The following is a 26,663-nucleotide window of genomic DNA, read 5'->3' on the forward strand; positions in this document are numbered from 1 at the left end:
GATTGGTTTGGCGCCCGGCGCCCTTAGAATTCGATGTCGTCGCCCGGAAGAATGTCGCCTTCCGCCGATTCCGCCACGGCTGGCGGGGCTACGACCGACTCGTCGTCTTCGACGGCGCCGGCCTTGATTCGCACGTCGGTAATTTTTGCGCCCGGAAAGCGGGACAGAATCGCCGCCACGTCGGGGTCTTGTCGCGCATCCAGCAACCGGGCGGCCCGCTTCGAATTCTCCACCTCGACCAGCGTCTGCGAACCGGTCTCGTTCGACAGCGTCACCCACCAGTTGATCCCGGTCCATTCGGTCAGCCGCAGCTTCAACTCGTTGACGATCGTCGGCGGGCACTGCGATTCCAGCCGCACCTCCAGCCGCCCCGGCTCGATCTTCACCAGATGCACGAACTGGCGAAGCTGCGCGCGCAGCACCGGGCTCCTGTTCTTGGTGCAGAGGTCGGCAATGTCGTCGAGCGAATTGACCTGAACGAGCAGCGCCGGTGCCTCCTGCACCCGAGGCTGAGCCGTCTCCATCGTGCGCGGCAGGGCATCGCCCGCCGGCACACTCTGCAGATGCGCCACGGGCTGGCTCATCGCCGGGCGGGGGGCGCTATCCGGCGATGGCTGTCCCACCGCCTGCACCCGCATCGCCATGGAAGCACCGCCGCCACCACCGCCGCCATTCGGGCGCGGTGCCTGAGGCGCGCTGTCAGTGCCATCGCCATTCGACATCTCGAGCAGGCGCCGCGCCGCATCCTCGGGCGACGGCAAATGCGCCGCATGCGCCAGCCGGATCAGCACCATTTCTGCAGCCCCCGCCGGCCGCGACGAAGCCTCGACCTCGGGAATTCCCTTCAGCAGCATCTGCCACATGCGCGACAGCGTGGTTACGGCCACGCTGTCGGCCAATTCGCCACCGCGCACCCGCTCGGCTTCGGAGAGCGACGGGTCCTGCGAGGCCGATGGAATATATTTGAGCCGCGTCACCAGATGGGTGAAATCGGCGAGATCGGTGAGAACGACCGACGGGCTGGCGCCTGCCTCATACTGGCTGCCGAATTCCGAAAGTGCGGTCGCCACGTCGCCCCGCACCACATGCTCGAAGAGATCGACGATGCGCGCCCGGTCGGCAAGCCCCAGCATGGAACGCACGGCATCGGCATGGACCACGCCGCCGCCATGGGCGATCGCCTGATCGAGCAGCGACAGTCCGTCGCGGGCCGAGCCTTCGGCAGCGCGTGCGATCATCGCCAGCGCCTCTTCCTCGGCCTCAATGCCTTCCTTCGATGCAATGGTCGAAAACAGCCCGACAAGATCGCCCGCACTGATCCGCCGCAGGTCGAAGCGCTGGCAGCGGGAGAGAACGGTGATCGGAACCTTGCGGATTTCGGTCGTCGCGAAGATGAACTTCACATGCTCCGGCGGCTCTTCCAGCGTCTTCAACAGCCCGTTGAAGGCCGCCGTCGACAGCATGTGCACTTCGTCGATAATATAGACCTTGTAGCGCGCCGAAACCGGGCGGTAGCGAACCTGCTCGATGATCTCTCGGATATCATCGATACCCGTATGCGAGGCCGCATCCATCTCGATCACGTCGACATGCCGGCCTTCCATGATCGCCTGGCAATGTTCGCCGGGGATACGCAGGTCGATCGTCGGCTTGTCGATCTCAGGCGTCTTGTAATTCAGCGCCCGCGCCAGAATGCGCGCTGTCGTCGTCTTGCCCACGCCGCGCACGCCGGTCAGCATATAGGCCTGCGCAATGCGCCCCGTCTCGAACGCATTGGTCAGCGTGCGAACCATCGGCTCCTGGCCGACCATCAGATCGGTAAAATCCTTGGGCCGATATTTGCGAGCGAGAACGCGGTATCCGCCGGGGGCGGCCTTGGCCTCTGCAGTGGGCTCCAAATCGCTCATCGCGCTGCCAGCTTCCCCTTGCCGCCCGAAGCCGGGCATGGCACGGCCCATGTGAAAAACAGAGGCCGGAAATGAAGATGAGGTGGGAGGCTGGCACGATGACCCGTGCCGCGCTCGTTGGGGCTGCTTCCTTCCGGACCTGACCCGGTTGGCGAGTGGCTCGTCCACCACCAACCTCCCGAGGAGACATATCGGCAATAACGCTGCCAAATGCAAGCCAAGCCAAAAAAAAACTGGTAGGCTCGCAAAAAACGAAAGGGAGAAACGCCTTGCAGCCATTCGTCCTCGACGCGCGTCTTGCTGAAGACAGCGTGTCGATCCTGAAACTCGGCCTCTGTGACCTCCGGCTGGCCAAGGACAGCCGCTGGCCCTGGCTGATCCTCGTGCCCCAGCGCGCCGATATCTCGGAGGTCTTCGATCTCACCCCGCTCGACCAGGCCATGCTGACCTTCGAGCAGGTGACCGTCGGCGCCGCCCTGAAGGCCGTGACGGGCGCCGACAAGATCAACATCGCCGCCATTGGCAATATCGTCCGGCAACTCCATGTTCATGTCGTCGCCCGCAGCGAGGACGACCCCAACTGGCCGAAACCGATCTGGGGCTATGGGACATCCGTCCCCTATGATCAGTCTGCCTTCGACGCGATGAAAACCCGGATCCTTGAAGCCCTCCAATGAGAAATTCCATTTTTTCCAGCCGCGCACCCCATCTGGAACCCAGCGAACTCACCGCCTTCTCGGGCAACCGACTGGACCGCGACAGCGAGCATCGCGACGAGACCTCGCTGGAAACGGCACTGAAGGTCGAGGGCACCCATATCCTCGCCTTTTCCGACACCCAGCTGGTGCTGAAACATGACGGCCAGATCCTTGATCCGCTGTTCGCGCCCTATGAGCTGGCAGCCCTCCAGCCGAATTTTGATGACGCCATCCTGCTCGGCCACCAGGCGAGCGGCGAGCCGCGTCTCGCCGTGCCCGTCGGCCTGAAGCCGGAGGAGTTGTCGGTCGAATTCAAGCCCGCCGATCCGCGCGCCCTCTTTCGCGATGCCCTGGTCGGCGAGGATCTGCTCGGCGAAGTCGCTCAGGCGCTCAGCCTCCTGCGCTGGAATGCCGACAACAAGTTTTGCGGTCGCTGCAGTGCCCCCATGGAAGGCCGCATCGGCGGCTACAAGCGGGTCTGCACGGGCTGCGCCCACGAGATTTTCCCACGCACCGATCCGGTGGCCATCATGCTGGTGGTCGATGAAAAGCAGGACCGTTGCCTGCTCGGCCGCAGCCATCGTTTTCCGCAAGGCATGTATTCGTCGCTCGCCGGTTTCGTTGAGCCGGGCGAGACCATCGAAAACGCCGTACGCCGCGAGACGAAGGAAGAATCCGGCATCACCGTCGGCCGCGTCCGCTATCACGCCTCGCAACCCTGGCCGATGCCGCACCAGTTGATGCTCGGCTGCTACGGCGAGGCGACGACGACGGAGATCGCCTTTGATTCCGTCGAGCTTGAGGATTGTCGCTGGTTCACCCGTGGCGAAATCACCACCATGCTGCAGGAAGGCTCGCATGAGGGGCGCACCCTCCCCATCGAGGGCACGATAGCCCGCCGTCTGATCACCGACTGGTACGAGTGGCGGCATTAGGCCGCCATAGCGCGCCGGATTTCAGAGCTTCCCCCGCATCGCATGCGCCTTGTACACGCCGAGAATATGCACCTTCTCTGAGAAGAACCGCAGCTCCTCGATGGCCCGCTTCACCGGCGCATCGTCCGGATGCCCCTCGATATCGGCATAGAACTGGGTGGCGATGAACTTGCCGCCGATCTGGTAGCTCTCCAGTTTCGTCATGTTGACGCCGTTCGTGGCAAACCCGCCCATGGCCTTGTAGAGGGCGGCTGGAATGTTGCGCACATTGAAGACGAAGGTCGTGATGAAACGTTCGTCCGGGCTTGTCCGCTTCGGTTCGGCCTCGTCACGGGAGAGGACCACAAAGCGCGTCACATTGTTCTCCGAATCCTCGACATTCTCGGCGAGGATATCGAGGCCATAAAGCGAGGACGCGAGCCGGGGCGCAAGTGCGGCCATGCTGCGATCGCCCTTCTCCGCCACCTGCTTGGCCGCCCCCGCCGTATCACCTGCCACCACGGCCTTCCAGCCATGGCTGCGGATGATCTTCCGGCATTGGCCGAGCGCATGGATATGGCTGTGCACGGTGCGGATCTCATCGAGCCCGACGCCCGGCAGGACCATCAGTTGGAAGCGGATCGGCATGAAATATTCGCCGACGATATGCAGGCGCGACAGCGGCAGCAGATAGTGGATATCGGCGACGCGGCCGGCGAGCGTATTCTCGATCGGGATCATTGCCAGATCGACTTCGCCGGTCTCCAGCGCCACGAAGGCGTCCTCGAAGGTGGCGCAGGGCAGCGGCTCCATGTTCGGGAACATGTCCCGGCACGCCATGTCGGAATTGGCGCCGAAGTCGCCCTGGAAGGAAATCTTGTTGGTGGGGGCCAAGGGAATGAGGTCCTTAATTGGAGGAGGCCGAAAGGATCAGCCGAGCCTTGTCGAGATCGGCAGGCGTATCGACGCCAAGCGGCACGGTCTTCACCACCTCGACATCGATGCGCATGCCGGCTTCCAGCGCGCGCAACTGTTCAAGCGACTCCCGTTTTTCCAGGGTCGAGGGCGAAAGGGTAACGAATCGTTCGAGGGCTTCCCGTCGATAGGCATAGAGGCCGATATGGTGGTAGAGTGGGCCGGCACCATGCGGTGCCGTCGCGCGGGTAAAATAAAGCGCCCTGAGGCGGCTGTCCGAAACCGGCGATCCGACCACCTTTACGACATTCGGATTGGTCTTTTCATGCTCGTCGACAATCTCGACCGTCAGCGTCGCGATATCGACGGACGGATCCTCAAGCGGTCGCAATGCTGCGCGAATGGTCTGCGGATCGATGGTCGGTAGGTCCCCCTGCACATTGATGACGATCTTCGCCCGCCCTTCCGGGTCGACCTTGGTCAAAGCCTCGAAGATACGGTCTGAGCCCGACTGGTGGTCGACTCGCGTCATCACCACCTCGAAACCGGCAGCCGCGACGGCGTCATAGGTCCGCGGGTCGTCAACGGCAACAATGATTCGCCCGACATCGGCTTCCTGCGCGCGTTTTGCCACCTGCACGATCATCGGCAGGCCGGCGATATCGGCCAGCGGCTTGCCCGGCAAACGGGTGGATGCCATGCGGGCGGGGATGAGGACCAGCGTTTCGCCGCCTTTGCCGTTATTCATCGTCCTAACCCCTTCAAATCACCGCAGAGAAGTGTCAAAAAGTCCCAGTTGCGGGACCATAATCGTGTTGCATGTGTTATGCAAAAGACATAGGTTCCGCGCGATTTCAAGATCGTCCGGTTGCTGATCGGCTGGCTGCATGGGGAGCTTTGCAGATGAACTCTAATATGAACATGGCCGTTGGTGCCTTCCTCGGCACCGTTTTCGTGCTGATGTCTGTGTCCATCGCCTCGGAAGGTATCTTCCATTCGGAAGTGCCGGAGAAGGAAGGCTTCGCTATCGTGGCAGAAGCCACCGAAGCACCGGCTGCAGAAGAAGCCGCGGCTGCAACGCCGATCGCCGTCCTGCTGGCCAGCGCCGATCCCAAGGCCGGTGAGGGCGTTTTCAAGAAGTGTGCGAGCTGTCATAGCGTCGAGAAGGGCGGACCGAACAAGGTCGGCCCGGATCTGTGGGGCGTTGTCGGCCGTCCGATCGCCAGCCACGAAGGCTTCAGCTATTCGGCCGCCATCACCGAATTCTCCAAGGGTAACTCCGAACACTGGACATTCGACCACCTCAACGCCTTCCTGACCGCGCCGAAGAAGCATATCCCCGGCACTGCCATGGGCTTCGCGGGACTCAAGAAGGATGACGAGCGCGCCAACCTGATCAGCTATCTGAACACGCAGTCCGATAGCCCACTGCCGCTGCCGGCTCCTGACGCTGCGGCGGCACCTGCCGCCGATGCTGCACCGGCCGATGCCGCTGCGGCACCTGCCGAGGCCCCCGCAGAAGCCGCTCCTGCTGCACCTGCGGAAGCTCCGGCTGACGCTCCTGCTGCTCCGGCGGAACCTGCTCCGGCTCAGCCTGCAACGCCGTAATCGGCGCGGACGGATCGGTCCTGATCCTGTGCAATCATTCGCCCGGCCCTCGTGGTCGGGCGTTTTCGTTTTGACACATCAGAGCAGGAACAGTGCCCAGAGGGAGACGGTGAGCACCCCGACGGCGGTGGAGAGCGTAATGACGGATGCAGCCAGCCCCTGACCGACGCCGAAGCGGTTGGCGATCAGCCAGGCATTGATCCCCGTCGGCACCGAGGATGTCAGCACCAGCGCTGCCGTCCATTGCGGCGAAAGTCCAAGCAGATGTGACGTCAGCCAGACCGATGCCGGCATCACCACCAGCTTTACCGCTGAAATCGTGCTGGCGATCCGGACATTGCCGAGCATCCCGTATTTGTTGAGCGTCATGCCGAGCGATATCAGGGCAAGCGGTGCCGCGGTGCCCGCCACCTGACCCACCAGTCCGTCGATCATCTTCGGCAGCGGCCCGCCGATGATCTGCACCACCATGCCGGCAACAAGGCCGATCACCAACGGATTGCGCAGGAGGTTGAGGCCAACCTGTCGCGAAACCGCGAGGATGCCCTGTGACGGCTGGCCGCTCGTTTTCTGCTCGGCCCGCTCCATCAGCACCGTCCCGATGATCATCATCAGCGGCAGATGGATGGCGAGCAGGATCGACATCGCGACGATCCCCTCCGGCCCCACCGTTCGTTCCACCAGCGGGAGGCCGATGAAGACGTTGTTGGCGAAAGCCGCGGACACGCCTGCCAGCACGCCCTCCCTCCGATCTCGTCCGAAAAGTCGGGTTGCGATCAGATGGCCGATGGTCCAGGCGATGAGCACGCCGGCAAAATAGGAGACCCACAACCTGAACGGCGAAGCGCCGTGAAAATCGGCATTGGCAATGGTCCGGAACAACAACATCGGCACGGCGACGTTGAAGACGAAGGCACCCAGCCCGTCGCCCACCGCTGTCGATAGGATCTTGAACCTCACCAGCATCCAGCCAAACAGAATGAGGATGAAGATTGGCAGGACGTCTTGGGCAATGGCAGTCATGAAAGGTCGATTCGGTTGAGAAACATCCTGTATTGATAGGGTGAGGGCGCCGCAGCGCCAACCGCAAACCTGTCCTCGTGACAGGTCCGGTGAACCGATAAATCCGTCTTCGATACCCTCAGAACGTCAAAAAGCAGGCCATGCCTGCTTTTTCGCCCGGTTGATCCGGAATCTGGGTCGCCGCCAGTACATCCGTGGTCGGCACCCGAAAGAAAAGCCGTCATGGCTTTCGCCAACAGCGGGGGAGCGCCATCAGCAAGCCCTCGATAGCGTGGATGAATGACATCGAAATGACAGTCTTGCCGGCCGCGTCTTTTCGCTTTCCTAACCCATAAAAACGACTATGACCGTCGAGCGACAAATTCGGAGCCCCTTCCATGAGCCAGTTCGATGTTCTGACCGTCGGTAATGCGATCGTCGACATTATCTCCCGCTGCCAGGACCAGTTCCTGATCGACAACGGGATCACCAAGAGCGCGATGAACCTGATCGACGCCGAGCGTGCAGAACGGCTTTATTCCCTGATGGGTCCGGCCGTGGAAGCCTCCGGCGGCAGCGCTGGCAATACCGCCGCTGGCATCGCCAGTTTCGGCGGCAAGGCGGCCTATTTCGGCAAGGTCGCCGAAGACCAGCTCGGCCACATCTTCACCCACGACATCCGCGCGCAGGGCGTCCATTTCGAGACCGCCCCCGGCACGACCCAGCCGCCGACCGCCCGCAGCATGATCTTCGTGACCGAAGACGGCGAGCGCTCGATGAACACCTATCTCGGCGCCTGCGTCGAATTTGGCCCGGAGGATGTCGAGCCCGAAGTGGTCGCCCAGTCGAAGGTGACCTATTTCGAAGGCTATCTCTGGGATCCGCCGCGCGCCAAGCAGGCCATCCTCGATTGCGCCCGCATCGCCCACGAGAACGGCCGCGAAATGTCGATGACACTGTCCGACAGTTTCTGTGTCGGCCGTTATCGGGAAGAGTTCCTCGAACTGATGCGCTCAGGCACCGTCGACATCGTTTTCGCCAACGAGCAGGAAGCGCTTTCGCTCTACGAGACCGATGATTTCGCCAAGGCCCTCACCCGCTTGTCGGCAGATTGCAAACTGGCAGCCGTCACCATGGGTGATCAGGGCGCCGTCGTGGTCAGGGGCGAGGAGCGCATCCGTGTGCCCGCAACCGAGATTGCGAGCCTCGTCGACACCACCGGTGCGGGCGACCTCTTCGCCGCTGGTTTCCTCTTCGGCTATACGCAGGATCGCACCCTGGAAGACTGTGCCCGCCTGGGCTGCTATGCCGCCGGCATTGTCATTCAGCAGATCGGCCCGCGCCCGATGATGTCTCTGAAGAAGGGCGCTGTCGAGATCGGTCTTATTTGAAGGCCTCGCCCGGATAGGCGCCCCAGATCTCTTCCTGCGAGACCCAGCCGGTGACGCCTTGCGTTTCGGCCTTGCACCAATTGCCGTTACACTCTTCGATCTTCACGACCACGCCCGGCTCCAACTTGGCGATCACGGCGGCGGAAGAGGTCGAGTCGCGCCGCATCATCACATAGACATTGTTGCCCTTGCCGCGCATCCAGGGTGCGGCCACCGCCGTGCGCTGGCCCGACAGCAAAGTCTGGCTTACCCAGCCTTCGGTCCCGTCGGCATCGCGGATCTGCCGCCAGTTCTCGTATTCGCGGATGATCTCGACCGGCAGGCCGGACTTCAGGTAGCGCCAGGAAACGGCATAGTCCGTGCTCGGCCCAACCCGAAGGTTGACCTTCTCGGCCTTGAGGCTGACGAAACGCGGTAGCGGCAGCCCGCTCGATCCCTTCGTCGATGACTGGGCGAAAGTGACTGACGGCCCTGCGAGTAGCGACAGCGCGAGGACACCGGATGCAAGGCTCACTCGGGACAGGTTCACAAACATGATCGTTCCGGACTAAACGATGGAAACAAAGGACTTATCGGTCCTTCGGGGGGGTGAGCCCGCAACGGGCTCGGACAAATCAGCGAAGCCGCGACGAGTTTTGTTTGTCTTCCCCGACGGGTTTGGTAGAAATTGCCCTTCAAGGGGGAGAGTATCCTCTGCGTTGGTTAACGAGTTCTGAACAAGGCATCGAACCATCCCATGACGAACAGGAAAAGACCCTCGGTCTATATAACCCGGAAACTGCCTGACGCCGTGGAAACGCGCATGCGCGAGCTCTTCGAGGCCGAGCTCAACATCGACGACAAACCGCGCACGCGCGAAGAGTTGATCGCCGCCGTGAAGTCCTGCGACGTGCTGGTCCCGACCGTCACTGACCGCATCGATTCGGCCCTGATCGATGAAGCCGGCCCGCAGCTCAAGCTGATCGCCAGCTTCTCCAACGGCACAGACCACATCGACATCGACGCAGCCGCCCGCAAGGGCATTACGGTCACCAATACGCCGAATGTACTGACCGAAGACACCGCCGACATGACCATGGCGCTGATCCTCGCCGTGCCTCGCCGCCTCGTCCAGGGTGCCCGCGTGCTGATGGACCGTCCGGGCGAATGGGAAGGTTGGTCGCCGACCTGGATGCTCGGACGCCGCATCTGGGGAAAACGCATCGGCATCATCGGCATGGGCCGCATCGGCACCGCCGTTGCCCGCCGCGCCAAGGCCTTCGGTCTGTCGATCCATTATCACAACCGCAAAAGGGTCAATCCGGCAACCGAAAACGAGCTGGAAGCGACCTATTGGGACAGCCTCGACCAGATGCTGGCGAGGGTCGACATCGTCTCGGTCAATTGTCCCTCGACGCCCGCGACCTTCCATCTTCTGTCCGCCCGCCGGCTCGCCCTGCTGCAACCGACCAGCTACATCGTCAACACCGCCCGCGGCGACATCATCGACGAGGACGCCCTGATCCAGTGCCTGCGCAACGGCCGGATCGCCGGCGCCGGCCTCGACGTCTTCGAGAAGGAACCGGCGGTCAACCCGAAGCTCGTCAAGCTCGCCAACGAGGGCAAGGTCGTGCTCCTGCCGCACACGGGATCGGCCACCATCGAGGGCCGCATCGACATGGGCGACAAGGTGATCATCAACATCCGCACCTATTTCGACGGCCACCGCCCGCCGAACCGTGTCCTGCCCAGCCGGACTTGAGAGCCGGACCCGGGCGGCCTTATCGCAAAGGCTTCCTCATCTCGATGAAGGTCACGCGGTCATAGCCCGGATGAGCCTTTTCCGCCGTTTTGCCAAAACCCCAGGCGCCAAAGCGGCTGTGGTTGCCGGTAAGCTCGATCCGCGTTTCCAGCCTGAGTGCCGGCAGCGATAGCGCGTCGGCCAGCGCCTCCGCCACGTCCATCAACCGTCGCCCGATGCCGCGCCCCTGCGCGGAAGGCTCGACCGCGAGCTTGCCAACATAAAGGCAATCCGCCTCCGGCCGCAGATAGATGCAGCCGACCGGCACGCCCCCGTCCAGCGCCACATGACCAATCTCGTCGCGCGCCTTCTGCTTGAGGCTCTCCGCCGTCAGCCGATGCGCGGAGGAGGGCGGGTCGATCACCCCGTCCATATAGGCGAAGGACCGCAGGATAAGTCCCAGCAGGGCCTCATGATCCTCGTATCCGTCAGTGCCTATCCGCTGCAAAATCACCATCTCGAACTCAACCTCGTCTCTTGTAACGCACCGTCTCGAAGCGCGCCGAAAGCCCGTCATACATCAACAGCTTGCCGACAAGCGGCTCGCCGATCCCGGTGATCAGCTTGATCGCCTCCATCGCCATCAGCGTGCCGATCACCCCCGTCAGCGCCCCGATCACCCCCACTTCGGCGCAGGAGGGAATAAGGCCTTCTGGCGGAGGTTCGGGAAACAGATCGCGGTAGCGCGGATAGAGCGCGCCATCCGGCCCCGCCTCGTAAGGCTTCAGCACGGTCACCGTCCCGTCGAACCGCCCGACGGCCCCGGTCACCAGCGGCACCTTCGCCGCCTCCGCCGCATCGGCTGCCGCATAGCGCGTCTCGAAATTGTCGGAGCCGTCGATGAGCAGCGTCTGGCCAGCCAGATGATCCCTCGCGAAATGTGCGTCGAACCGCTCCTCGAAGCGGATCACCCGGCAATGCGGGTTGAGCCGCGCGATCGCGCGGGCCGCACTCTCCGTCTTCTGCTCTCCCAGCGTCCCGGTATCGTGGATCACCTGCCGCTGCAGGTTGGAGAGCGACACCCCGTCATCATCGACGATCGACAGCGTGCCGACGCCGGCCGCCGCCAGATATTGCAGCACCGGCGATCCGAGCCCGCCGGCGCCGATCACCATGACACGCGCCGCCTTCAGCAATTGCTGTCCGTGCCCGCCCACTTCCGGCAACAGGATATGGCGGTGATAGCGGGAAATCTCGTCGGGAAGCAGCGGGTCCATGGCCGCCATCATGCCACCGCTTCGTGTGGGTTCAAAGTCGTCTCAGACATCGAGGCTGCCATCCTCCACGGTGACGATCTGCGCCCTGTCCCCGAGCGCCGAAAACATCGCGACATCTGTCCCGGTCATGAAGGCCTGGCCCCCCAGCGCATCGATCCGGTCAAAGAGTGCTGCCCGCCGCCCTTCGTCGAGATGGGCTGCGATCTCGTCCAACAGCAGGATCGGTGCAAAACCCGTCATCGTCGCCACCAGCCGCGCATGGGCAAGGATCAGCCCGATCAGCAGCGCCTTCTGCTCGCCCGTCGAGCAGCGCTCCGCATCCATGTTCTTCTCGATATGCCGCACGGTCAGGTCCGCCCGGTGCGGCCCCTCCAGCGTCCGGCCGGCCGCCGCATCCCGGTGCCGCGATTGCGCCAGCACCTCGATGTAACGCTCTTCCAGCTCGAAGGCCGGCAACTCGCCGAGTTCGTCGAGAAATCCAGTCAGCGAAAGCTCTGCCGAGGGAAAGGGCGAGGTCTGCCGGTCGGCCTCGATCAGCCCGGCCAAAAGCCCCAGCATCTCGCGCCGAGCCGCCGCCATCGCAACCCCCAGCGCTGCCATCTGCTGCTCGATGCCGGACAGCCAGGAGGGGTCGAACCGCCCTTCCGAGAGCAGCCGGTTGCGGCTGCGCATCGCCCGCTCGAAATCATTCGCCCGCCGGCCATGCGCCGGGTCCAGCGACAGCACCAGCCGGTCGAGAAACCGCCGCCGCTCGGCTGAGGGCCCGGTGAACAGCCCGTCCATCGCCGGCGTCAGCCAGAGGATGCGCAGATGGTCGGTGAGATCGTCGACGGATTTTGCCGGTGAGCCGTTGATCCTGAGCCTCCGAACCAGATTGCCGTCCTCGGTCGTCTCCGTGCCTGTCCCGATATCGGCCTCGCCATTCATACCCTCGACAGCAGCGAAAATGGTGAAGCTGTCAGTGGCCCCGATCCGCGGCATGTCGGACAATACGGCGCGCCGCAGCCCCCGTCCGGGCGACAAAAGCGAGATCGCCTCCATGAAATTCGTCTTGCCCGCGCCGTTCTTGCCCACGAGCACCACATGCCGGCCATCGAGGACGAGCCCCGCTTGGGTGTAGTTGCGGAAATCGGTGAGCTTCAGCCGCTGGATAAAGGTTTTCTGGGTCATCGGTCGCATCAGTTGCAGCACCCTGAGCTAGGCCGATTGGCCGCCCAAGGCAAGGCGCACCGCATTTTTACGGCTGAGATAAACAGTTCCTCTGCGACATCGGGCGCTCTGGAACAGCCGGCACCTGTCGTTAGTTTGATGCGATCCCAAGCCAGGAGGCGTGCCATGCATCGTTTGTCCGATGAGCAGACCCCGGAAGAGGCCCGCCAGGATCACTGGCAGATGCTGGGCTTCCTCGCCGTGAATGCCGCCATGGGCGCCAGTCTCGGACTATGCGTCGCAGTCTCGATCTTCTGGCTCGATCTTGGCGGCGTTGGCTCGCTTCTGTCCCGGTCGAGCAGTCCCATTTTGCCCGCCCTGATGATGGCAATCCCCCTGGCGCTCACCTTCGCCGCTGCCGTCACCGCCTCGGCGGTCATGCTGATGCCCTACCGCAAGAAGAAGCAGCGCTGACGAGCATAGCGCAGCGAGCCGCATTTGACGACCGCTCCGTCTTCCGGCATGGAAAGCGCGCAACCGAACCCGACGGAGAGACGAAGATGGATGACGCGCAAAACGACCGCATCACGCGCCTCGAAGAAACGGTCGCCCATCAGACCCGTGTGATCGAAGAACTGTCGGACCAACTGGCCGAGCAGTGGAAGGTCGTCGAACAGACCCGCGCCAAGCTTGATCGCCTGACGGAACGCTTCCTCACGCTCGAGGAGCAGTCCCTTGACACGCCCGCGATAACCCGCCCGCCCCATTACTGACCCCGGTCGACCGGCCACACTGCGACGCGACGAGCCGCCCCACATGCGACAGTTTCGCCCGCTTGCAGAGCGAAAATCCCGGTGCTATCCACGAAACACCTATCGGGGGATAGAATGGCATTGCCGAACGTCAAGATTGAGTGTGATCGCGCGATACGCATCTTCTGCGTCGTCGCGCTCGTTCTGCTCGGCCTCGCGCACCGTCCGCCCGTGCCCGCCGTCCCAGCGCTGAGCTCCGCCGAAGTTGCGCTTCTCACTCTGCCCGACGGCACACTTCCGGAACTTTGCCTGCCCGGCACGGATCAGGACGGCAAGTCCAAGCCCCACACCGCCGCCTCCGATTGCGAAGCCTGCCGTATCACCGCCTCCATTGTTCTGCCGCCGCCTGCCGATCTCGTCGGCATCCGTTTGCCGGTTGCCATCGCCGCCGTGCTGCCGCAGCCGGCAGAGGCGCATTATCGCCAGCTCTTCCCGCCTAACCGCGCCCCTCGCGCGCCACCTGTCCTGACCTGATCGATCAACGGCCTCGCGCCTCCTGCGCAAGGCTTTTCGTATCATCAGGCCGGGGATCATGCATTTTGACGCATGTCCGGTCGCAATCCGGATGTCAGTCATGCTGTCAATGCTTGCCGATGGTGAGGCGCACAAGGCGTCGTCACCCGCCGTGGTGAGGAATGCGCTGCAAAGGGTAAGGTCGGAGGACCATGCCCTCCTGCCGCCCCGCACCACGGTTTTCCTCGAAGGCTTCTCCCGCTCCCCGCAATATCGCGTCGTCGATGGCTGTGTTGCCACCTCCCAGACCCTGTCGGACGGCCGGCGCCAGATCATCGATCTGGTCGGCCCCGGCCGCCTCGTCGGTTTGGGGCTGGGTGACCGCAACCGCTATTCGGCCGAAACCCTGGGTCTCACGCGCCTCGAACCGATCGCCGAACCCTTGTCCCATGGCGATCTTGAAACAGCGCTGAACGAAATGCTTGCGCGCTCGCAGGCGCTCACCATGCTGCTCGGCCGCAAGACCGCACCCGAGCGGGTCGCCTCGGCCCTGCTTGACCTAGCCGGCCAGTTCGGCCGTCCCGCCCGCCAGCAGAAGCGCGGCGCCGTCACCTTTCATCTCTTTCCCACCCGCACGGATCTCGCCGATTGGCTCGGGCTTACCGTCGAGACCGTCAGCCGCTGTTTCACCCGGCTCAAGAAGGCGGGCCTCATCGATTTCCAGCACAGCGACCGCGTGACCCTGCTTGAGCCGCTGCATCTGGCCCGCGTCGCCTCTGGGGATCGCCCTCTGTCCTGACCTTTCACCACCTCTTCTGTTTTGTAGGATTTACATCATGACCATCGTTTCCGATGTCTCTGTGCCCCCGGCACGATCCGCCGGCCTTTCCCGCCGCTTCTACATCACCGCCTGGCGCTGGCACTTTTATGCCGGCCTCTATGTCGCGCCCTTCCTGATCATGCTGGCCGTCACCGGTCTCGTCATGCTCTGGACCGCCGCCATTTATGGCCGCGATGGTGAGAAGATCTACACCGTCGAGCCCCACGCCACCGTCGCACCCGTCTCTGCCCAGGCCCAGGCGGCCTTTGGCGAGGTCGCCGGCCAGATCGTCCAGTATATCGCCCCCCGCTCGCCCGATCAGGCGTCCCTCTTCAGGGTCAGCCAGGGCGAATCGTCGTTCATGGTCGCGGTCGATCCCTATACGGCCACAGCTCTCGGCCACTGGGACCGCCGCAACGGTCTCTACGATCTCGCCGAAACCATCCACGGCACGCTTTTGATCGGTGACCTCGGCGACCGTCTGATCGAGATCGCCTCCGGTTTCGGGATCATGCTGGTGGTCACGGGCCTCTATCTCTGGTGGCCACGCGACGGTCAGGGCTTTGGCTCCCTGCTGGTCCCGCAACTGTCGGCCAAAGGCCGTCAGCTGTGGAAGTCGCTGCATCTCTCGGTCGGCTTCTATGCCTCGCTCTTCCTGGTCGTCTTCCTGCTGTCGGGCCTCACCTGGGCCGGCGTCTGGGGTGAGAAATTCACCCAGGCCTGGAGCACCTTCCCGGCCGAAAAATGGGACAATGTGCCCCTGTCGGATGTCACCCATGCCAGCATGAACCACGACGGCATCAAGGAAGTCCCCTGGGCACTCGAGCAAACCCCGATGCCGGCCTCCGGATCTGAGGCGGGCATCGTAGGTACGCCCGAAGGCCAGCCCGTCACACTCGATGCCATCGTCACGCTCGCCCGTGCCCTCGGCTTCGATCAGCGCTTCCAGCTCGCCTTCCCCGGCGATGAAACCGGTGTCTGGAGCATCTCGCGCGACACCATGAGCAACGACAGCGCCAACCCGCTCGATGATCGCATCGTCCATGTCGACCAGTATACCGGCCGCATCCTCGCCGATGTCGGCTTTGCCGATTACGGTGTCGCCGGCAAGTCGATGGCGGCCGGCGTGGCCTTCCACGAGGGCGCCATGGGTCTGTGGAACCTGCTCCTCGTCACCGTCTTCTGTCTGGCAATCGTCTTCCTCTCCGTCAGCGGCTTCGTCATGTGGTGGAAACGCCGTCCGAAGGGCGCTTCGCGCCTCGTCGCCCCGACGGTCGCAGAACCCGGCCCCCTTTGGAAAACCGGCGCGATCGTCATGCTGGCCGTCTCGCTGCTCTTCCCGTTGAGCGGCGCCGTGCTGGTCTGCGTTCTCCTGCTCGACCTGCTCGTCATCCGCCACATCGCTCCGCTGAAGAAGGCGCTGAGCTGATCCCTGCCGGCCGGCGGTGAACCGGGCCGGCCCGCTTCACCCGCCATGCTCTCGGCACGGGCCGGCCGCAGAAAAGTTGGAACAATGCGCCGCTCCGACCATTTGCAAACCATGTGCCGATGCGCCGGGGATCAAATCCCGGCCATCGGCACCCTTGGTTTTGTCTGTCAACGGAGGTTCCAGCCAGGCTCATGTGCGGCATTTGTGGAGAAGTAAGGTTCGACGGCGGCTCGCCGTCGGTAGAGGCAGTCTCGATCATGGCCGATGTACTCGCCCCGCGCGGTCCAGATTCCGCCGGGGTCGTGGTGCGCGGCAATGTCGGCCTCGGCCATCGGCGATTGCGCATTCTGGACCTCTCCGACAAGTCGCAGCAGCCGATGGTCGATCCCGATCTCGGCCTCTCGCTGGTCTTCAACGGCTGCATCTACAATTTCCGCGAATTGCGTCATGAACTGGAGCGGCAGGGCTATCGCTTCTTCTCTGGCGGCGACACCGAAGTCATCCTGAAGGCCTGGCATGCCTGGGGCGAGGCCTGTGTCTCGCGCTTTCACGGCATGTTCGCCTTCGTCATCCACGAGCGCGACAGCGGCCGGGTCATCATGGCGCGCGACCGGTTCGGCATCAAACCGCTCTATTTGGCCGAAGTGTCCGGCGGCCTGCGCTTCGCTTCCTCGCTTCCCGCCCTCGTTAAGACCGGCGGCATCGACACGAGCCTCGATGTCGAGGCCCTGCACAATTACATGACCTTCCACGCCGTGGTGCCGCCGCCGCGCACCATCCTCCAAGGCGTGCGCAAACTGCCGCCGGCAACGCTGCGCGTGTACAATCGCGACGGCAGCTTCGAAGACCGCCGCTATTGGAATCCGCCTTACCAGCGCCGCGCCGAAGATGCGTCGGTCACCCGCGAGGAATGGCAGGAACGCCTGCTTGATGCGCTGCGTTTGGCCGTCAAGCGCCGCATGATTGCTGACGTCCCCGTCGGCGTCCTCCTCTCCGGCGGTGTCGATTCCAGCCTCATCGTCGGCCTTCTCGCCGAAGCCGGCCAGACCGGCCTGATGAGCTTCTCCGTCGGCTTCGAGGAAGCCAATGGCGAAAAGGGCGACGAATTCGTCTATTCCGACCTGATCGCCCGCGAATTCGCAACCGACCACCACAAGATCTTCGTCCCCTCGGCCGATCTGATGGGCGCCTTGCCTGGCACCATCGCCGCCATGTCGGAACCGATGGTCTCCTACGACAATGTCGGCTTCTACCTCCTCTCCAAGGAGGTCTCGAAACACATCAAGGTCGTGCAGTCTGGCCAGGGTGCCGACGAGGTTTTCGGCGGCTATCACTGGTATCCCCCGCTCGTCGGCTCCGACGATGTCGTGGCTGATTACGGCCGTGCCTTCCGCGATCGTTCGCACGAAACCCTGCAGACGCAACTCCAGGTCCGCTGGCTCGCCGACCGCGACGTCAGCGGCGACCTCATCCGCGAGCATCTTCTGGCCGAGGGCGCCGATACGCCGGTCGACCGCGCGCTTCGCCTCGACAGCAACGTCATGCTGGTCGACGACCCGGTGAAGCGCGTCGACAACATGACCATGGCCTTCGGTCTGGAAGCCCGCGTCCCCTTCCTCGACCATGAGCTGGTCGAACTCGCCGCCCGCATTCCGCCGGAAGAGAAACTGCGCGACGGCGGCAAGGGCATCCTCAAGGACGTCGCCCGCAAGGTCATCCCGAGCGAAGTCATCGACCGCAAGAAGGGTTACTTCCCGGTACCCCAGCTGAAATACATCGCCGGCCCCTATCTCGATATGTTGCGCGACACGCTCTCCTCCCAGGCCGCCCGCGACCGCGGCCTGTTCCGCAAGGATTATGTCGATCGCCTGCTCGCTGCCCCCTCCGATCACATCACCCCGCTGCAGGGCTCGGAACTCTGGCAGGTCGGCCTGCTCGAAATGTGGCTCCAGGCACACGAGGTCTGACATGAAGAAGCTCGATAAACCCGCAGTCGCAAACCTCCAGGCCACCCACAAGCCCCGCAGCAGCAAGGCGCTTTCCCATCGCCTCAGCCGTCTGCGCCAGCCAGGCACGGCCGGCGTATCGGCGCAGCACCGCTCCGGCGATATGCCCGAGCCGGGACGCGACGTAGTCCTCGATTGCGGCTGGGGCCGGCTCCTCTTCGCCCGCACGTTCGAGGACGATGCGACACTTCTCGCCGCCCTCAAGGACGAGGCCCCGCGTAGCCGCGACATCGCCTTTTATGTCGCCGAACCGCACGTCCTCCTCTCCCGTGCCCCGCAGGAAATCTTCCTCGATCCATCCCACACCTTCCGGCTCGACCTCTCCACCTATCGCCCCGGCGGCCGCCGTCCGCGCGGTGTCACCATCCGCCGCCTCGGTGCAGACGGAGATGCCGCCGGCATCAACGCCGTCTATGCCGCCTGCGGCATGGTCCAGGTGCGCGAGGATTTCTTTGCCGGCGAACGCGACAACCGCCCCGTCACCTATTTCGTCGCCCAGGATGACGTGACTGGCGAGATCGTCGGCACGGTCACCGGCATAGATCACAAACGCCTCTTCGAGGATCCGGAACAAGGCGCCTCCCTCTGGTGCCTCGCCGTTCATCCCCAGGCCCGCCAGCCGGGCATCGGCGAGGGCCTCGTGCGCACGCTCGCCGAGCATTTCCAGGCGAGGGGCCTGGCGTACGTCGATCTGTCCGTTCTGCACGACAATCAGAAAGCCATCGGCCTTTACGAAAAGCTCGGCTTCCGCCGCGTGCCGCTTTTTTCGGTCAAGCGCAAGAATGCCATCAATGAGAAGTTCTTTGCCCAGCCGGTTGAATCGTATGAAGCGCTTAACCCCTATGCGCGCCTGATCATCGACGAGGCGCTCCGCCGTGGCATCCATGTAGAGGTGACCGACGCCGAAGGCGGATTCTTCCGCCTCGCCCATGGCGGTCGCACCATCCATTGCCGTGAGAGTTTGTCGGATCTGACCTCCTCGGTCGCCATGTCGATCTGCGACGACAAGGCCGTCACCCGCCGCTTTGCCGAAGCGGCCGGCCTTAAGGTACCCGAACAGATCTCCGCCGATGCCCCCGATGGCGAGCGCCAGGCCTTCCTCGAGAAACACGGCAAACTCGTTGTCAAACCGGCGCGCGGCGAACAGGGTCGCGGCATCTCCGTCGGCGTCTCCACGCCGGACGCACTTGCAACGGCGATCAAACAGGCCCGCCAGATCTGCGACCGCGTCCTGCTCGAAGCCTGCTTCGAGGGCGAGGACCTGCGCCTCGTCGTCATCGATTACCGCCTCGTTGCCGCCGCTGTCCGGCGCCCGCCGCGCGTCGTGGGTGACGGCCAGACCCCGATCCGCAAGCTCATCGACCGGCAGTCCCGCCGCCGTGCCGCCGCCACCGGTGGCGAAAGCCGCATTCCGGTCGATGCCGAAACGAAACGCTGCCTTTCCGAACAGGGCCTCGACCTTGATTCCGTCTTGGAGGAAGGCCGCGAGATCACCGTTCGCAAGGCCGCCAATCTCCACACCGGCGGCACCATCCACGACGTCACCGACACCGTCCATCCCGATCTCGTCGACGCCGCCTGCCGGATTGCGAAAGCGATCAAGATCCCCGTCGTCGGCATAGATTTCATGGTTCGCAACCCGAGCGAGCCCGATTATATCTTCATCGAAGCCAATGAGCGACCGGGCCTCGCTAATCACGAGCCCCAGCCAACGGCCGAGCGCTTTGTCGAATTGCTCTTCCCCGGTAGCCGCCAGGTGAGCGCCGCACGGTCCGACTGAGCGCCGCGGCTACCCCTGCGTCTCGCCCAGCGTATCGGCCATGGTGGCCCCCCGCTCGCCCATGGGCATGCTCGGGCCGGTCGTTGAATCGCGCACCGTCTGGTGCTCCAGTTCGGCATTGATGATCGCGCCGACGATCAGGATCACCACAGAGATCCAGGTCCACAGCATGAACCCGATAAACGTGCCGAGCGTCCCATAGGTCGCATTGAGATCGGCGAAATTCTCGATGTAATAGGAAAAACCGAGCGATGTGACGAGCCAGGCTGCCGTGCTGAACACGGTGCCGAAGTTCAGCCACCGCAGCTTCGCGTCCTCCCGGCTTGGGCCAAAGCGATAGATCAACACCGTCCCCAGCCAGATCACCGCCAGCATGATCGGCCACCGCACGGCCTTCATCAGCAGTTCGACCCGATCGGGAATGAACACCACGGCCATGATCACCGGCAAGACGGCGAGCGCCGTCGTCAGAACCGCGGTGACCAGCAATCCGCCCAGCGTGAACAGGATGCTAAACAGCGTAATTGACAGAAAGCCGCGCTTTTCCTCCTCCGCATAAGCAAGGTTCATCGCCTCAAACAAGGCCGCCACTCCGTTGCGCGCACTCCAGAGCGAAATCCCAAGCCCGACGAAAAATCCGATGCTGAGGGTGCTGTCATTCTGCTGAGAGAGCGCCTTCAACTGTCCCAGCACGAGGTCCAGCGCGTCGGCCGGAAAGAGGTCGGACAAAAATGCCATCTGCGCCCCGATGGTGGAAGGATCGGAAATCAGTCCATAGAGCGAGACAAGGGCGGCAAGCCCCGGAAACAGCGACAGCAGCAGATAGAACGCGACGCCTGCAGCCGTAAGCGTCACCCGTTCCTGCAAAAGCCGGTGATAGACGCGCAGCGCCACATCTTTCCAGCCCTTGAGCGGGATATCGCCCGGCTTAGACGCATCGCGTCCTCTCTCGACATCCTCTGGGCTCAGCGTTTCGGTGTCCGGGTTCTGTGGGGAATGGGTGTCCATTGCGGCTCCTCAAAACGGGGAACCCGCCGGGCGCCGCCTTGTTCCTCACCGCTCAGACAGCGCGGAACTTGCCGCCTCGGGGATCGTTGGAAGAGCACCAGAGAGGAGACCCGAAATGGATCGAGATACAAATGACATTGGGGCCTTATGGCGCCCAGCCAATGAGGAACTGACTGCGCGGCCTGTCGAAATGGAGGCGCGACAGCGCGATTCCGCGGCCCTTGGCGGCAATGCCGCCTCCCGCCCGAAGGAAATCCTGAACGTCTATCGCCTCGTTCCGATTGCCGAAGCCGACGACCCGCGTTGGGGCAACTCCCCCTTCCAGGGCGTAGTGGTGGTGGCGGCCCGCTCAACGGGGGACGCCCGGGTGGTCGCCGCATCGCGAGAGCTTGACTACATGGATATCGACGCCAAGCCGGCCGAGGATGTCACTACGAACATCGCAAGCGCCTTTCGCTCGGACAAGCTCTACACCGTCATTGAGGTGGATCGCGACAGGGCAGATCTCATCCGCGGTGTGCTCGAAGGCGGCGTTTCAGTCGATACCATCAAACCCGTTCAGATGTGATCGATCGGCGTGGCGGCGCGAGGCGCCGCCGCTCAGCCGGCATAGGCTGCCGCCAGTAGGCCGGCCCCGCCAATGACAAGGAGCAGGACCAACAGGGCAATGAGCCACAGGCCTTTGCCGGAGCGCCGCTGGTTGCCTGAGAATAAGGGACGCATCGCCGACCCGTCATCGCCCGATATCTCCTGGCGTTTTCCCGCTCGCTGCCCTTCAACGGCCGTGGTGATCTGGTCGGGCGAAAGCGGGAAACCACCCGCTTCCGCATCCGTTTCAAGCGGAGCCATCGCCGGATCGAAGCCTGGCTGCTTCTCGCCCGTCAACCCCGCCTGAATGTCCCCGCGCACTTGCGCGGGGTTTGGGTCGCTAGACGAGGGTTCGCTGACCATGGGTCCATCCTTCGCGAACTAGACCTTTGCGCTTTCGCCGGCTTCCCGCCGGGCGACGAATTCGGTCGTCACCTCGCGCAGGTTGTCCTGAAGCCAGGCCGCCATGTCTTCTTCTTCGGAGAGGTTCTGTTGCAATCCTGCAACGGCACCCTGGAAGCCGCCCAGTTCCGCCATGACGATCAGCGAGTTGTAGGCTGCGATCTCGAAATTCTCGAAGGCGAAGTTGGCGAAAGAATTTTTCAGGATCTCGTCGTCCGCCATGGAGTGACCGATGGCCGCCATGCTGCCGCTCGCAGACAGCATCCAGTCCTTGAGGGTCGAATTGTCTTCGTCCAGGCTCGCCAGGATGTCTTCTAGCCGGGTGATCTGTGCTTCAGTCTCGCGCAGATGGGTTTCCAGGCGAGCGGCAACTTGCGGATAGTTTTCGATCCGCTTCAACTGCGGCTTGATGATTGAAAGCGCCTGGTTTTCCATCGCATGGGCGTTCTTGAGCCCCGTGATGAACAGCGAACGTCTGTCTTCTACCATGTTGTGATTCTCCCTTGTCGGTTACCGTGTTCGAACCGCAGGAAGCCCAAAGGGTTCCGTAGGGAGCTCGTCCCGAAATCGCATCGGCGCGAGCCGAGGCCCGTGATCCAAACCCGGTACTGTCAGAATGCGTGCAAAGGACAGACGCTCATGAGGACCATCATTATCACCGGCGCGTCCGAAGGTATCGGCCGCGAACTGGCCCGCCAGATCGCCGCCCGGGACAAGGGCGGTGCCGCGCTCGTTCTCGCGGCCCGCAATGCCGAGCGTCTTGAAGAACTTGCGATCGAGTTGCGCGCCGGTGGCACCCGCACCGACGTCATCCCGACCGACGTCACGGACAAAGACGCCTGCCGTCGCTTGATCGCCGAAGCCGTCAACCGGCTCGGCCGTATCGACGTGCTCGTCAACAACGCCGGCATGTCCGCCCACGCCAATTTCGAGGGCTTTACCGATGCCGATCTCGACTGGTCCGAAAGGCTCATGGTGATGAACTACTGGTCCGTCGTCTGGCTCACCCAGGCCGCCCTGCCACATCTCTTGGCGTCCAAGGGCCTCGTGGTTGGTGTCAGTTCCGTGGCCGGCCTCGTCGGCGTGCCCGGCCGCACCGCCTATTGCGCCACCAAATTTGCCATGAACGGTTTTCTGGAGGCCCTGCGTGCCGAACTCGCTCCCAAGGGGCTGCGGGTGATGATCGCCTATCCCGGTACGATCGACACCGATCTGCGTAAGCGCGGCTTTGGTCCGGGTGGTGCGCCGGCCGGCGTCTCCATGATTCGGGATGACCGCGCCATGCCGGTCGAAACCTGTGCCCGGCTCATCCGCGAAGGCATGCAAAAGGGGCGCCGTGAGGTTCTCATGACGCCCCGGATGAAGCTCGGACGCTGGCTACGGCTCCTGGCGCCGCAGATCGTCGATCGCTTGGCGATGAAGGAGGTCAAGGCCGAGTATCGGCCGTGACTTTGTTTGAAAACCTCAGCCCTCGAAATCGCCCTCGGCGCTGACCTCGCGGCCGCCGACGATGATCGCTCGCTTGCCGACATGATTGGCAGCGCCGACGATGCCTTCCTGCTCCATCCGCTCCACCAGCGAAGCGGCCTTGTTGTAGCCGATCGAAAGGCGCCGCTGGATATAGGAGGTCGAGCACTTTTTGTCGCGCAGCACCACCTTGACTGCCTTGTCATAGAGGTCGTTGCCGTCCTCTTCGCCCATCGCGCTCTTGTCGAACACCGCGACGTCCTCTTCCGGCTCGTCCTCCACCTCGTCGGCATCCTCGGTCACGGTGCCCAGATAATCCGGCCGCGCCTGCATCTTCAGATGCGCCACCACCTTCTCCACTTCCTCATCCGAAACAAAGGGTCCGTGGACGCGGGCAATCCGTCCGCCGCCGACCATATGCAGCATGTCGCCCTGGCCGAGCAGGTGTTCGGCACCCGGTTCCCCTAGGATCGTGCGGCTGTCGATCTTCGAGGTCACCTGGAAGGAAACGCGCGTCGGGAAGTTGGCCTTGATCGTGCCGGTAATGACGTCGACGGAAGGACGCTGCGTCGCCATGATCAGGTGGATGCCCGCCGCCCGCGCCATCTGCGCCAGCCGCTGGATCGCGCCCTCGATCTCCTTGCCGGCCACCATCATCAGGTCGGCCATCTCGTCGACCACGACGACGATGTAAGGCATCGGCGAGAGATCGAGCTCCTGATCCTCGTAGACGATCTCGCCGCTCTGCCGGTCGAAGCCGGTCTGCACCGATACAGTGATCGTCTCGCCCTTTTCGCGGGCCTGGGCGGCGCGGGCATTGTAGCCATCGATATTGCGCACGCCGAGGCGGCTCATCTTGCGATAGCGATCCTCCATCTCGCGCACCGCCCATTTCAAAGCCATCACGGCCTTCTTCGGATCGGTGACGACGGGGGTAAGCAGATGCGGGATGCCGTCATAAACGGAAAGCTCCAGCATCTTCGGATCGACCATGATCAACCGGCATTCATCCGGGCGGAATCGGTAGAGCAGCGACAGGATCATCGTGTTGATCGCCACCGACTTGCCCGAACCGGTGGTGCCGGCGACCAGCAGATGCGGCATCTTCGCAAGCTCGGCAATCACAGGCTCGCCACCGATGGTCTTGCCCAGGCACACCGGCAGCTTGTAGCGCGTCTCGGCATAATCGGGCGTCTCGATCAGTTCGCGCAGATAGACCGTCTCGCGCACCGGGTTGGGCAGCTCGATGCCGATCACATTGCGGCCGGGCACGACGGCGACGCGGGCAGACAGCGCCGACATCGACCGGGCGATATCGTCGGAGAGACCGATGACGCGCGAGGATTTCACCCCCGGTGCCGGCTCGAATTCGTAAAGCGTGACGACAGGGCCCGGCCGCACGTCGATCACCTCGCCCTTGATGCCGAAGTCTTCGAGCACGCTTTCCAGAAGCCCGGCGCTCTGCTCCAGCGCTTCGGCCGTCATCGTCACGCCCGTCTGGACCGGCGGCTGCTGCAGGAAGTCGAGATAAGGAAGCTCGTATTCGCCTTCGCCCATCGCTTCCTGTGCGCGGAACAGCGGCTGGCGCGCCGAAACCGTGGATGCCGTCGGGACGACGGAGCGGGCAGGGGCGACGGCATTCGTGTCCTGAACCGCGGCACCACCTTCGGGAGCACCGCCAGCCGGAATGATAGCCGCGACTTGATCGGTAACGACGTCGCGCCGCGCCACCTCGCGATAGAGCGCCACGACAGACCCGGCCGGTGCGTCGAACCGGGGCTTGGGAAGCGGCGCCAGGGGCGGGCTCACCGCAACAGCGGTCGCCGGCGCATCCGGCCGATAGCGCACCACTTCGGCACGGATCGCCGGGTTGCGGGCGGGGATCGCCACCGGGGCCGCATGCACCACCGGTGCCGGCGTCGGCGCAGCCGGCCACGGCTGCCGGCTTGTCGGCACCGCGCGGGCCATCTCGGTCTCGAAGGGTGCATCGACCGGGTCGATCATCGCCTCGAAGAAAATATGGTCGGACAGGAGCGCGCTGATCGGCAGGCGCGGAGCCGCAGCCGAGCCGGTTTCCACCGGCGTCGCAGCGGCCTGAAGCGCCACAGGAGCCTGCGGCTGTGCGGGGCTGTGCGTGGCACGCGACTGTGGCTGTGCCGTGCCCGGCTGGCTCACCGAAGGCGCAAAGCCATTGGATGGCGCGGGCGGCATGGCTTGCGCGGCGGGGACCGTGGCGGCTGGCTGCGTCTGGGCGATCGGCGCGGCCTGCACGGGAGGCCGCAGGAAGGCGTTGCGCGCCATCGTCGGTCGCGCGACCGGGGCAGCGGCCGGCGCCGGGCCAGTCGCCGCAACCGGCCCAGAAGGCGCGGGAGGCGCGACTGCCGTATGCCCGACCGTCGCCGATGTCGTCGTCGCCATCACGGTCCGCATGCCCTGCACCAGCGGTGCCGGCTGTGGGGCAACCGGCGGCGGTGCGACGGGCCGTGTCGGGTCTTCGGCCATCGACGCCTCCCAGGCCGCTTGTTCCGCCTGCTGGCGCGCCAGTTCGCGGCGCAGCTTGTAGGTCAGCGCCCGCGCACCCACGGCGTCCGGTGGCTGCGGCAGCGTGACGGAGGCCGGCATGCGCGGTTGTTGCTGCTGCTGCTGCAGTGGCTGCGTCGGGATCGGAGCCCGGGCGGGCGTCGCAGCCGGCTGATGCGGAGCGCCGGTGCGCGGCAGGCCATAGGGCGATGCCGGGCGTTGATCGGCCTGCGGGTTGAGACGCGGAGCCGGGGCCATCTGAGCCTGAGCCGGAGCCTGCGGCTGAGCGACCTGGGCGCGCGAAACCTGAGCTGCCGCCGGTGCATTCATCGGCTCGATCGTCTCGGGCTTGGCCGTCACGCGGTCAGGCGTGCGCGTGAAGCGGACATTCGGCCCCAGCACGAAGGCACTCTGCCACACGGGCTGCTCTTCGCGTCCCTCGATCTGGTTCGCGGCCGTCTGGTCGGCACTGGCTGGACGGGAGGCCTGTTGGCCTTGCGGCACCTGGGCCTTGTCCCCGTTCTGATCCCCGAATTGATTGGCCTGATAAGCGGAATTGGAACGGGGAGGATGCATCGAAAACCTGAACGCTGACGAGATACGGGAACGCGGATGACGAGCCTTTTCAGTAGAAAATAAAGGTTAACGACTGCTTGTCGTCCATTCGGCTTTTCTCATGCAAGCGGCGCCGAAAAAGCCTTGTGAAGGGTGCCGATCCCACTGTGGCGGTTGATGATTTCCCGCCGCCGACAGAAGCGTCCAAGGCCAGAGTTTTTTTCTCGCACCTGTCGTCCGGG

The 26,663-nt window shown here is 63.8% G+C and carries 26 protein-coding genes and 1 other RNA gene; 14 read left to right on the forward strand and 13 right to left on the reverse strand.

Features of this window, described 5'->3' with window-relative positions:
• Nucleotides 1-23: 23 nt before the first annotated feature.
• Together FJQ55_RS00855 and ffs are read right to left on the reverse strand one after the other, a co-directional pair.
• Nucleotides 24-1,907: a DNA polymerase III subunit gamma/tau gene (locus tag FJQ55_RS00855; RefSeq protein ID WP_140825848.1), complete on the reverse strand. Its 1,884-nt coding sequence runs from the start codon at nt 1,905-1,907 to the stop codon at nt 24-26.
• Nucleotides 1,908-1,989: 82 nt separating this feature from the next.
• An RNA gene (ffs, locus tag FJQ55_RS00860) (signal recognition particle sRNA small type) lies at nt 1,990-2,086 on the reverse strand.
• A gap of 90 nt (nt 2,087-2,176) precedes the next feature.
• On the opposite strand from ffs, the gene FJQ55_RS00865 reads away from it, so the two are divergent.
• Nucleotides 2,177-2,584, forward strand: coding sequence for an HIT domain-containing protein (locus tag FJQ55_RS00865; protein WP_140825849.1), 408 nt, complete (start codon nt 2,177-2,179; stop codon nt 2,582-2,584).
• Complete coding sequence (nudC, locus tag FJQ55_RS00870; protein WP_140825850.1) at nt 2,581-3,540, forward strand: NAD(+) diphosphatase; 960 nt, start codon at nt 2,581-2,583, stop codon at nt 3,538-3,540. The genes FJQ55_RS00865 and nudC overlap by 4 nt, the downstream gene beginning before the upstream one ends.
• 21 nt (nt 3,541-3,561) lie before the next feature.
• On the opposite strand, the gene FJQ55_RS00875 is transcribed toward nudC, so the two are convergent.
• Nucleotides 3,562-4,413 (reverse strand): prephenate dehydratase, encoded by an 852-nt coding sequence (locus FJQ55_RS00875; protein ID WP_140825851.1) that lies wholly within the window; start codon nt 4,411-4,413, stop codon nt 3,562-3,564.
• Between the two features lie 13 nt (nt 4,414-4,426).
• Complete coding sequence (locus FJQ55_RS00880; RefSeq protein WP_140825852.1) at nt 4,427-5,182, reverse strand: 3-deoxy-manno-octulosonate cytidylyltransferase; 756 nt, start codon at nt 5,180-5,182, stop codon at nt 4,427-4,429.
• Between the two features lie 155 nt (nt 5,183-5,337).
• Between FJQ55_RS00880 and FJQ55_RS00885 the strand changes: the two genes are divergently transcribed.
• The gene (locus FJQ55_RS00885) at nt 5,338-6,042 is read left to right on the forward strand and encodes a c-type cytochrome (RefSeq protein ID WP_140825853.1); all 705 of its coding nucleotides are present in this window, start codon (nt 5,338-5,340) and stop codon (nt 6,040-6,042) included.
• A 78-nt stretch (nt 6,043-6,120) separates the two neighbouring features.
• On the opposite strand, the gene FJQ55_RS00890 is transcribed toward FJQ55_RS00885, so the two are convergent.
• Entirely contained in the window at nt 6,121-7,065 is a 945-nt protein-coding gene (locus FJQ55_RS00890; protein WP_140825854.1) for an AEC family transporter, read from the reverse strand.
• A 377-nt stretch (nt 7,066-7,442) separates the two neighbouring features.
• Between FJQ55_RS00890 and FJQ55_RS00895 the strand changes: the two genes are divergently transcribed.
• Nucleotides 7,443-8,435: an adenosine kinase gene (locus FJQ55_RS00895; protein ID WP_140825855.1), complete on the forward strand. Its 993-nt coding sequence runs from the start codon at nt 7,443-7,445 to the stop codon at nt 8,433-8,435.
• On the opposite strand, the gene FJQ55_RS00900 is transcribed toward FJQ55_RS00895, so the two are convergent.
• Entirely contained in the window at nt 8,428-8,970 is a 543-nt protein-coding gene (locus FJQ55_RS00900) for an SH3 domain-containing protein (protein WP_140825856.1), read from the reverse strand. The two genes, FJQ55_RS00895 and FJQ55_RS00900, sit on opposite strands and share 8 nt — an antisense overlap.
• Before the next feature lie 201 nt (nt 8,971-9,171).
• On the opposite strand from FJQ55_RS00900, the gene FJQ55_RS00905 reads away from it, so the two are divergent.
• Nucleotides 9,172-10,176 (forward strand): 2-hydroxyacid dehydrogenase, encoded by a 1,005-nt coding sequence (locus FJQ55_RS00905; RefSeq protein ID WP_140825857.1) that lies wholly within the window; start codon nt 9,172-9,174, stop codon nt 10,174-10,176.
• Between the two features lie 19 nt (nt 10,177-10,195).
• Here the strand turns inward: FJQ55_RS00905 and FJQ55_RS00910 are convergent, their stop codons facing one another.
• Genes FJQ55_RS00910 through recF form a run of 3 tightly spaced genes read right to left on the reverse strand, consistent with a single transcriptional unit; the run spans nt 10,196 to nt 12,602 of the window.
• A complete protein-coding gene (locus FJQ55_RS00910; RefSeq protein WP_140825858.1) occupies nt 10,196-10,672 on the reverse strand; it encodes a GNAT family N-acetyltransferase in 477 nt (158 codons plus the stop codon).
• 7 nt (nt 10,673-10,679) lie between these two features.
• Complete coding sequence (locus FJQ55_RS00915; protein ID WP_140825859.1) at nt 10,680-11,432, reverse strand: molybdopterin-synthase adenylyltransferase MoeB; 753 nt, start codon at nt 11,430-11,432, stop codon at nt 10,680-10,682.
• Between the two features lie 42 nt (nt 11,433-11,474).
• Complete coding sequence (recF, locus tag FJQ55_RS00920; RefSeq protein ID WP_140825860.1) at nt 11,475-12,602, reverse strand: DNA replication/repair protein RecF; 1,128 nt, start codon at nt 12,600-12,602, stop codon at nt 11,475-11,477.
• A gap of 165 nt (nt 12,603-12,767) precedes the next feature.
• Here recF and FJQ55_RS00925 point away from each other — a divergent pair, with 165 nt between their 5' ends.
• The 7 genes from FJQ55_RS00925 (at nt 12,768) to ngg (ending at nt 19,881) form a co-directional block, all read left to right on the forward strand.
• Nucleotides 12,768-13,055 (forward strand): hypothetical protein, encoded by a 288-nt coding sequence (locus FJQ55_RS00925; RefSeq protein ID WP_140825861.1) that lies wholly within the window; start codon nt 12,768-12,770, stop codon nt 13,053-13,055.
• A gap of 86 nt (nt 13,056-13,141) precedes the next feature.
• The gene (locus FJQ55_RS00930) at nt 13,142-13,354 is read left to right on the forward strand and encodes a SlyX family protein (protein ID WP_140825862.1); all 213 of its coding nucleotides are present in this window, start codon (nt 13,142-13,144) and stop codon (nt 13,352-13,354) included.
• Nucleotides 13,355-13,468: 114 nt separating this feature from the next.
• Entirely contained in the window at nt 13,469-13,867 is a 399-nt protein-coding gene (locus FJQ55_RS00935; RefSeq protein ID WP_140825863.1) for a hypothetical protein, read from the forward strand.
• Between the two features lie 100 nt (nt 13,868-13,967).
• Nucleotides 13,968-14,645 (forward strand): helix-turn-helix domain-containing protein, encoded by a 678-nt coding sequence (locus tag FJQ55_RS00940; protein WP_161596929.1) that lies wholly within the window; start codon nt 13,968-13,970, stop codon nt 14,643-14,645.
• Nucleotides 14,646-14,682: 37 nt separating this feature from the next.
• Nucleotides 14,683-16,095 (forward strand): PepSY-associated TM helix domain-containing protein, encoded by a 1,413-nt coding sequence (locus FJQ55_RS00945; protein ID WP_140825865.1) that lies wholly within the window; start codon nt 14,683-14,685, stop codon nt 16,093-16,095.
• A 191-nt stretch (nt 16,096-16,286) separates the two neighbouring features.
• Nucleotides 16,287-18,062 (forward strand): N-acetylglutaminylglutamine amidotransferase, encoded by a 1,776-nt coding sequence (locus tag FJQ55_RS00950; protein WP_140825866.1) that lies wholly within the window; start codon nt 16,287-16,289, stop codon nt 18,060-18,062.
• A 1-nt stretch (nt 18,063) separates the two neighbouring features.
• Nucleotides 18,064-19,881 carry an N-acetylglutaminylglutamine synthetase gene (gene ngg, locus FJQ55_RS00955; protein ID WP_140825867.1) on the forward strand — a complete coding sequence of 606 codons (1,818 nt, stop codon included), beginning with the start codon at nt 18,064-18,066 and terminating at the stop codon, nt 19,879-19,881.
• 9 nt (nt 19,882-19,890) lie between these two features.
• Here ngg and FJQ55_RS00960 read toward each other — a convergent pair whose 3' ends face one another.
• Nucleotides 19,891-20,889 carry a YihY/virulence factor BrkB family protein gene (locus FJQ55_RS00960; RefSeq protein WP_140825868.1) on the reverse strand — a complete coding sequence of 333 codons (999 nt, stop codon included), beginning with the start codon at nt 20,887-20,889 and terminating at the stop codon, nt 19,891-19,893.
• Nucleotides 20,890-21,004: 115 nt separating this feature from the next.
• On the opposite strand from FJQ55_RS00960, the gene FJQ55_RS00965 reads away from it, so the two are divergent.
• Nucleotides 21,005-21,457 carry a hypothetical protein gene (locus FJQ55_RS00965; RefSeq protein ID WP_246084994.1) on the forward strand — a complete coding sequence of 151 codons (453 nt, stop codon included), beginning with the start codon at nt 21,005-21,007 and terminating at the stop codon, nt 21,455-21,457.
• Nucleotides 21,458-21,489: 32 nt separating this feature from the next.
• On the opposite strand, the gene FJQ55_RS00970 is transcribed toward FJQ55_RS00965, so the two are convergent.
• Nucleotides 21,490-21,840, reverse strand: a complete 351-nt coding sequence (locus FJQ55_RS00970) for a hypothetical protein (protein ID WP_140825869.1) — start codon at nt 21,838-21,840, stop codon at nt 21,490-21,492.
• Between the two features lie 18 nt (nt 21,841-21,858).
• Complete coding sequence (locus tag FJQ55_RS00975; RefSeq protein ID WP_140825870.1) at nt 21,859-22,368, reverse strand: ferritin-like domain-containing protein; 510 nt, start codon at nt 22,366-22,368, stop codon at nt 21,859-21,861.
• A 150-nt stretch (nt 22,369-22,518) separates the two neighbouring features.
• Between FJQ55_RS00975 and FJQ55_RS00980 the strand changes: the two genes are divergently transcribed.
• The gene (locus FJQ55_RS00980) at nt 22,519-23,328 is read left to right on the forward strand and encodes an SDR family oxidoreductase (RefSeq protein WP_140825871.1); all 810 of its coding nucleotides are present in this window, start codon (nt 22,519-22,521) and stop codon (nt 23,326-23,328) included.
• A 15-nt stretch (nt 23,329-23,343) separates the two neighbouring features.
• Here the strand turns inward: FJQ55_RS00980 and FJQ55_RS00985 are convergent, their stop codons facing one another.
• Entirely contained in the window at nt 23,344-26,442 is a 3,099-nt protein-coding gene (locus FJQ55_RS00985; RefSeq protein WP_140825872.1) for a DNA translocase FtsK, read from the reverse strand.
• Nucleotides 26,443-26,663: the final 221 nt, after the last annotated feature.

The sequence above is a fragment of the Rhizobium glycinendophyticum genome (assembly GCF_006443685.1).
Lineage (GTDB): Bacteria > Pseudomonadota > Alphaproteobacteria > Rhizobiales > Rhizobiaceae > Allorhizobium > Allorhizobium glycinendophyticum.

What these genes read in the sequence shown, in the direction of transcription:
- FJQ55_RS00855 (WP_140825848.1), bottom strand. Translation starts at nt 1,907, where the DNA reads ATGAGCGATTTGGAGCCCACTGCAGAGGCCAAGGCCGCCCCCGGCGGA.
- nudC (WP_140825850.1), top strand. Translation starts at nt 2,581, where the DNA reads ATGAGAAATTCCATTTTTTCCAGCCGCGCACCCCATCTGGAACCCAGC.
- FJQ55_RS00880 (WP_140825852.1), bottom strand. Translation starts at nt 5,182, where the DNA reads ATGAATAACGGCAAAGGCGGCGAAACGCTGGTCCTCATCCCCGCCCGC.
- FJQ55_RS00885 (WP_140825853.1), top strand. Translation starts at nt 5,338, where the DNA reads ATGAACTCTAATATGAACATGGCCGTTGGTGCCTTCCTCGGCACCGTT.
- FJQ55_RS00890 (WP_140825854.1), bottom strand. Translation starts at nt 7,065, where the DNA reads ATGACTGCCATTGCCCAAGACGTCCTGCCAATCTTCATCCTCATTCTG.
- FJQ55_RS00895 (WP_140825855.1), top strand. Translation starts at nt 7,443, where the DNA reads ATGAGCCAGTTCGATGTTCTGACCGTCGGTAATGCGATCGTCGACATT.
- FJQ55_RS00900 (WP_140825856.1), bottom strand. Translation starts at nt 8,970, where the DNA reads ATGTTTGTGAACCTGTCCCGAGTGAGCCTTGCATCCGGTGTCCTCGCG.
- FJQ55_RS00905 (WP_140825857.1), top strand. Translation starts at nt 9,172, where the DNA reads ATGACGAACAGGAAAAGACCCTCGGTCTATATAACCCGGAAACTGCCT.
- FJQ55_RS00910 (WP_140825858.1), bottom strand. Translation starts at nt 10,672, where the DNA reads ATGGTGATTTTGCAGCGGATAGGCACTGACGGATACGAGGATCATGAG.
- FJQ55_RS00915 (WP_140825859.1), bottom strand. Translation starts at nt 11,432, where the DNA reads ATGGACCCGCTGCTTCCCGACGAGATTTCCCGCTATCACCGCCATATC.
- recF (WP_140825860.1), bottom strand. Translation starts at nt 12,602, where the DNA reads ATGACCCAGAAAACCTTTATCCAGCGGCTGAAGCTCACCGATTTCCGC.
- FJQ55_RS00925 (WP_140825861.1), top strand. Translation starts at nt 12,768, where the DNA reads ATGCATCGTTTGTCCGATGAGCAGACCCCGGAAGAGGCCCGCCAGGAT.
- FJQ55_RS00930 (WP_140825862.1), top strand. Translation starts at nt 13,142, where the DNA reads ATGGATGACGCGCAAAACGACCGCATCACGCGCCTCGAAGAAACGGTC.
- FJQ55_RS00935 (WP_140825863.1), top strand. Translation starts at nt 13,469, where the DNA reads ATGGCATTGCCGAACGTCAAGATTGAGTGTGATCGCGCGATACGCATC.
- FJQ55_RS00940 (WP_161596929.1), top strand. Translation starts at nt 13,968, where the DNA reads ATGCTGTCAATGCTTGCCGATGGTGAGGCGCACAAGGCGTCGTCACCC.
- FJQ55_RS00945 (WP_140825865.1), top strand. Translation starts at nt 14,683, where the DNA reads ATGACCATCGTTTCCGATGTCTCTGTGCCCCCGGCACGATCCGCCGGC.
- FJQ55_RS00950 (WP_140825866.1), top strand. Translation starts at nt 16,287, where the DNA reads ATGTGCGGCATTTGTGGAGAAGTAAGGTTCGACGGCGGCTCGCCGTCG.
- ngg (WP_140825867.1), top strand. Translation starts at nt 18,064, where the DNA reads ATGAAGAAGCTCGATAAACCCGCAGTCGCAAACCTCCAGGCCACCCAC.
- FJQ55_RS00960 (WP_140825868.1), bottom strand. Translation starts at nt 20,889, where the DNA reads ATGGACACCCATTCCCCACAGAACCCGGACACCGAAACGCTGAGCCCA.
- FJQ55_RS00965 (WP_246084994.1), top strand. Translation starts at nt 21,005, where the DNA reads ATGGATCGAGATACAAATGACATTGGGGCCTTATGGCGCCCAGCCAAT.
- FJQ55_RS00970 (WP_140825869.1), bottom strand. Translation starts at nt 21,840, where the DNA reads ATGGTCAGCGAACCCTCGTCTAGCGACCCAAACCCCGCGCAAGTGCGC.
- FJQ55_RS00975 (WP_140825870.1), bottom strand. Translation starts at nt 22,368, where the DNA reads ATGGTAGAAGACAGACGTTCGCTGTTCATCACGGGGCTCAAGAACGCC.
- FJQ55_RS00980 (WP_140825871.1), top strand. Translation starts at nt 22,519, where the DNA reads ATGAGGACCATCATTATCACCGGCGCGTCCGAAGGTATCGGCCGCGAA.
- FJQ55_RS00985 (WP_140825872.1), bottom strand. Translation starts at nt 26,442, where the DNA reads ATGCATCCTCCCCGTTCCAATTCCGCTTATCAGGCCAATCAATTCGGG.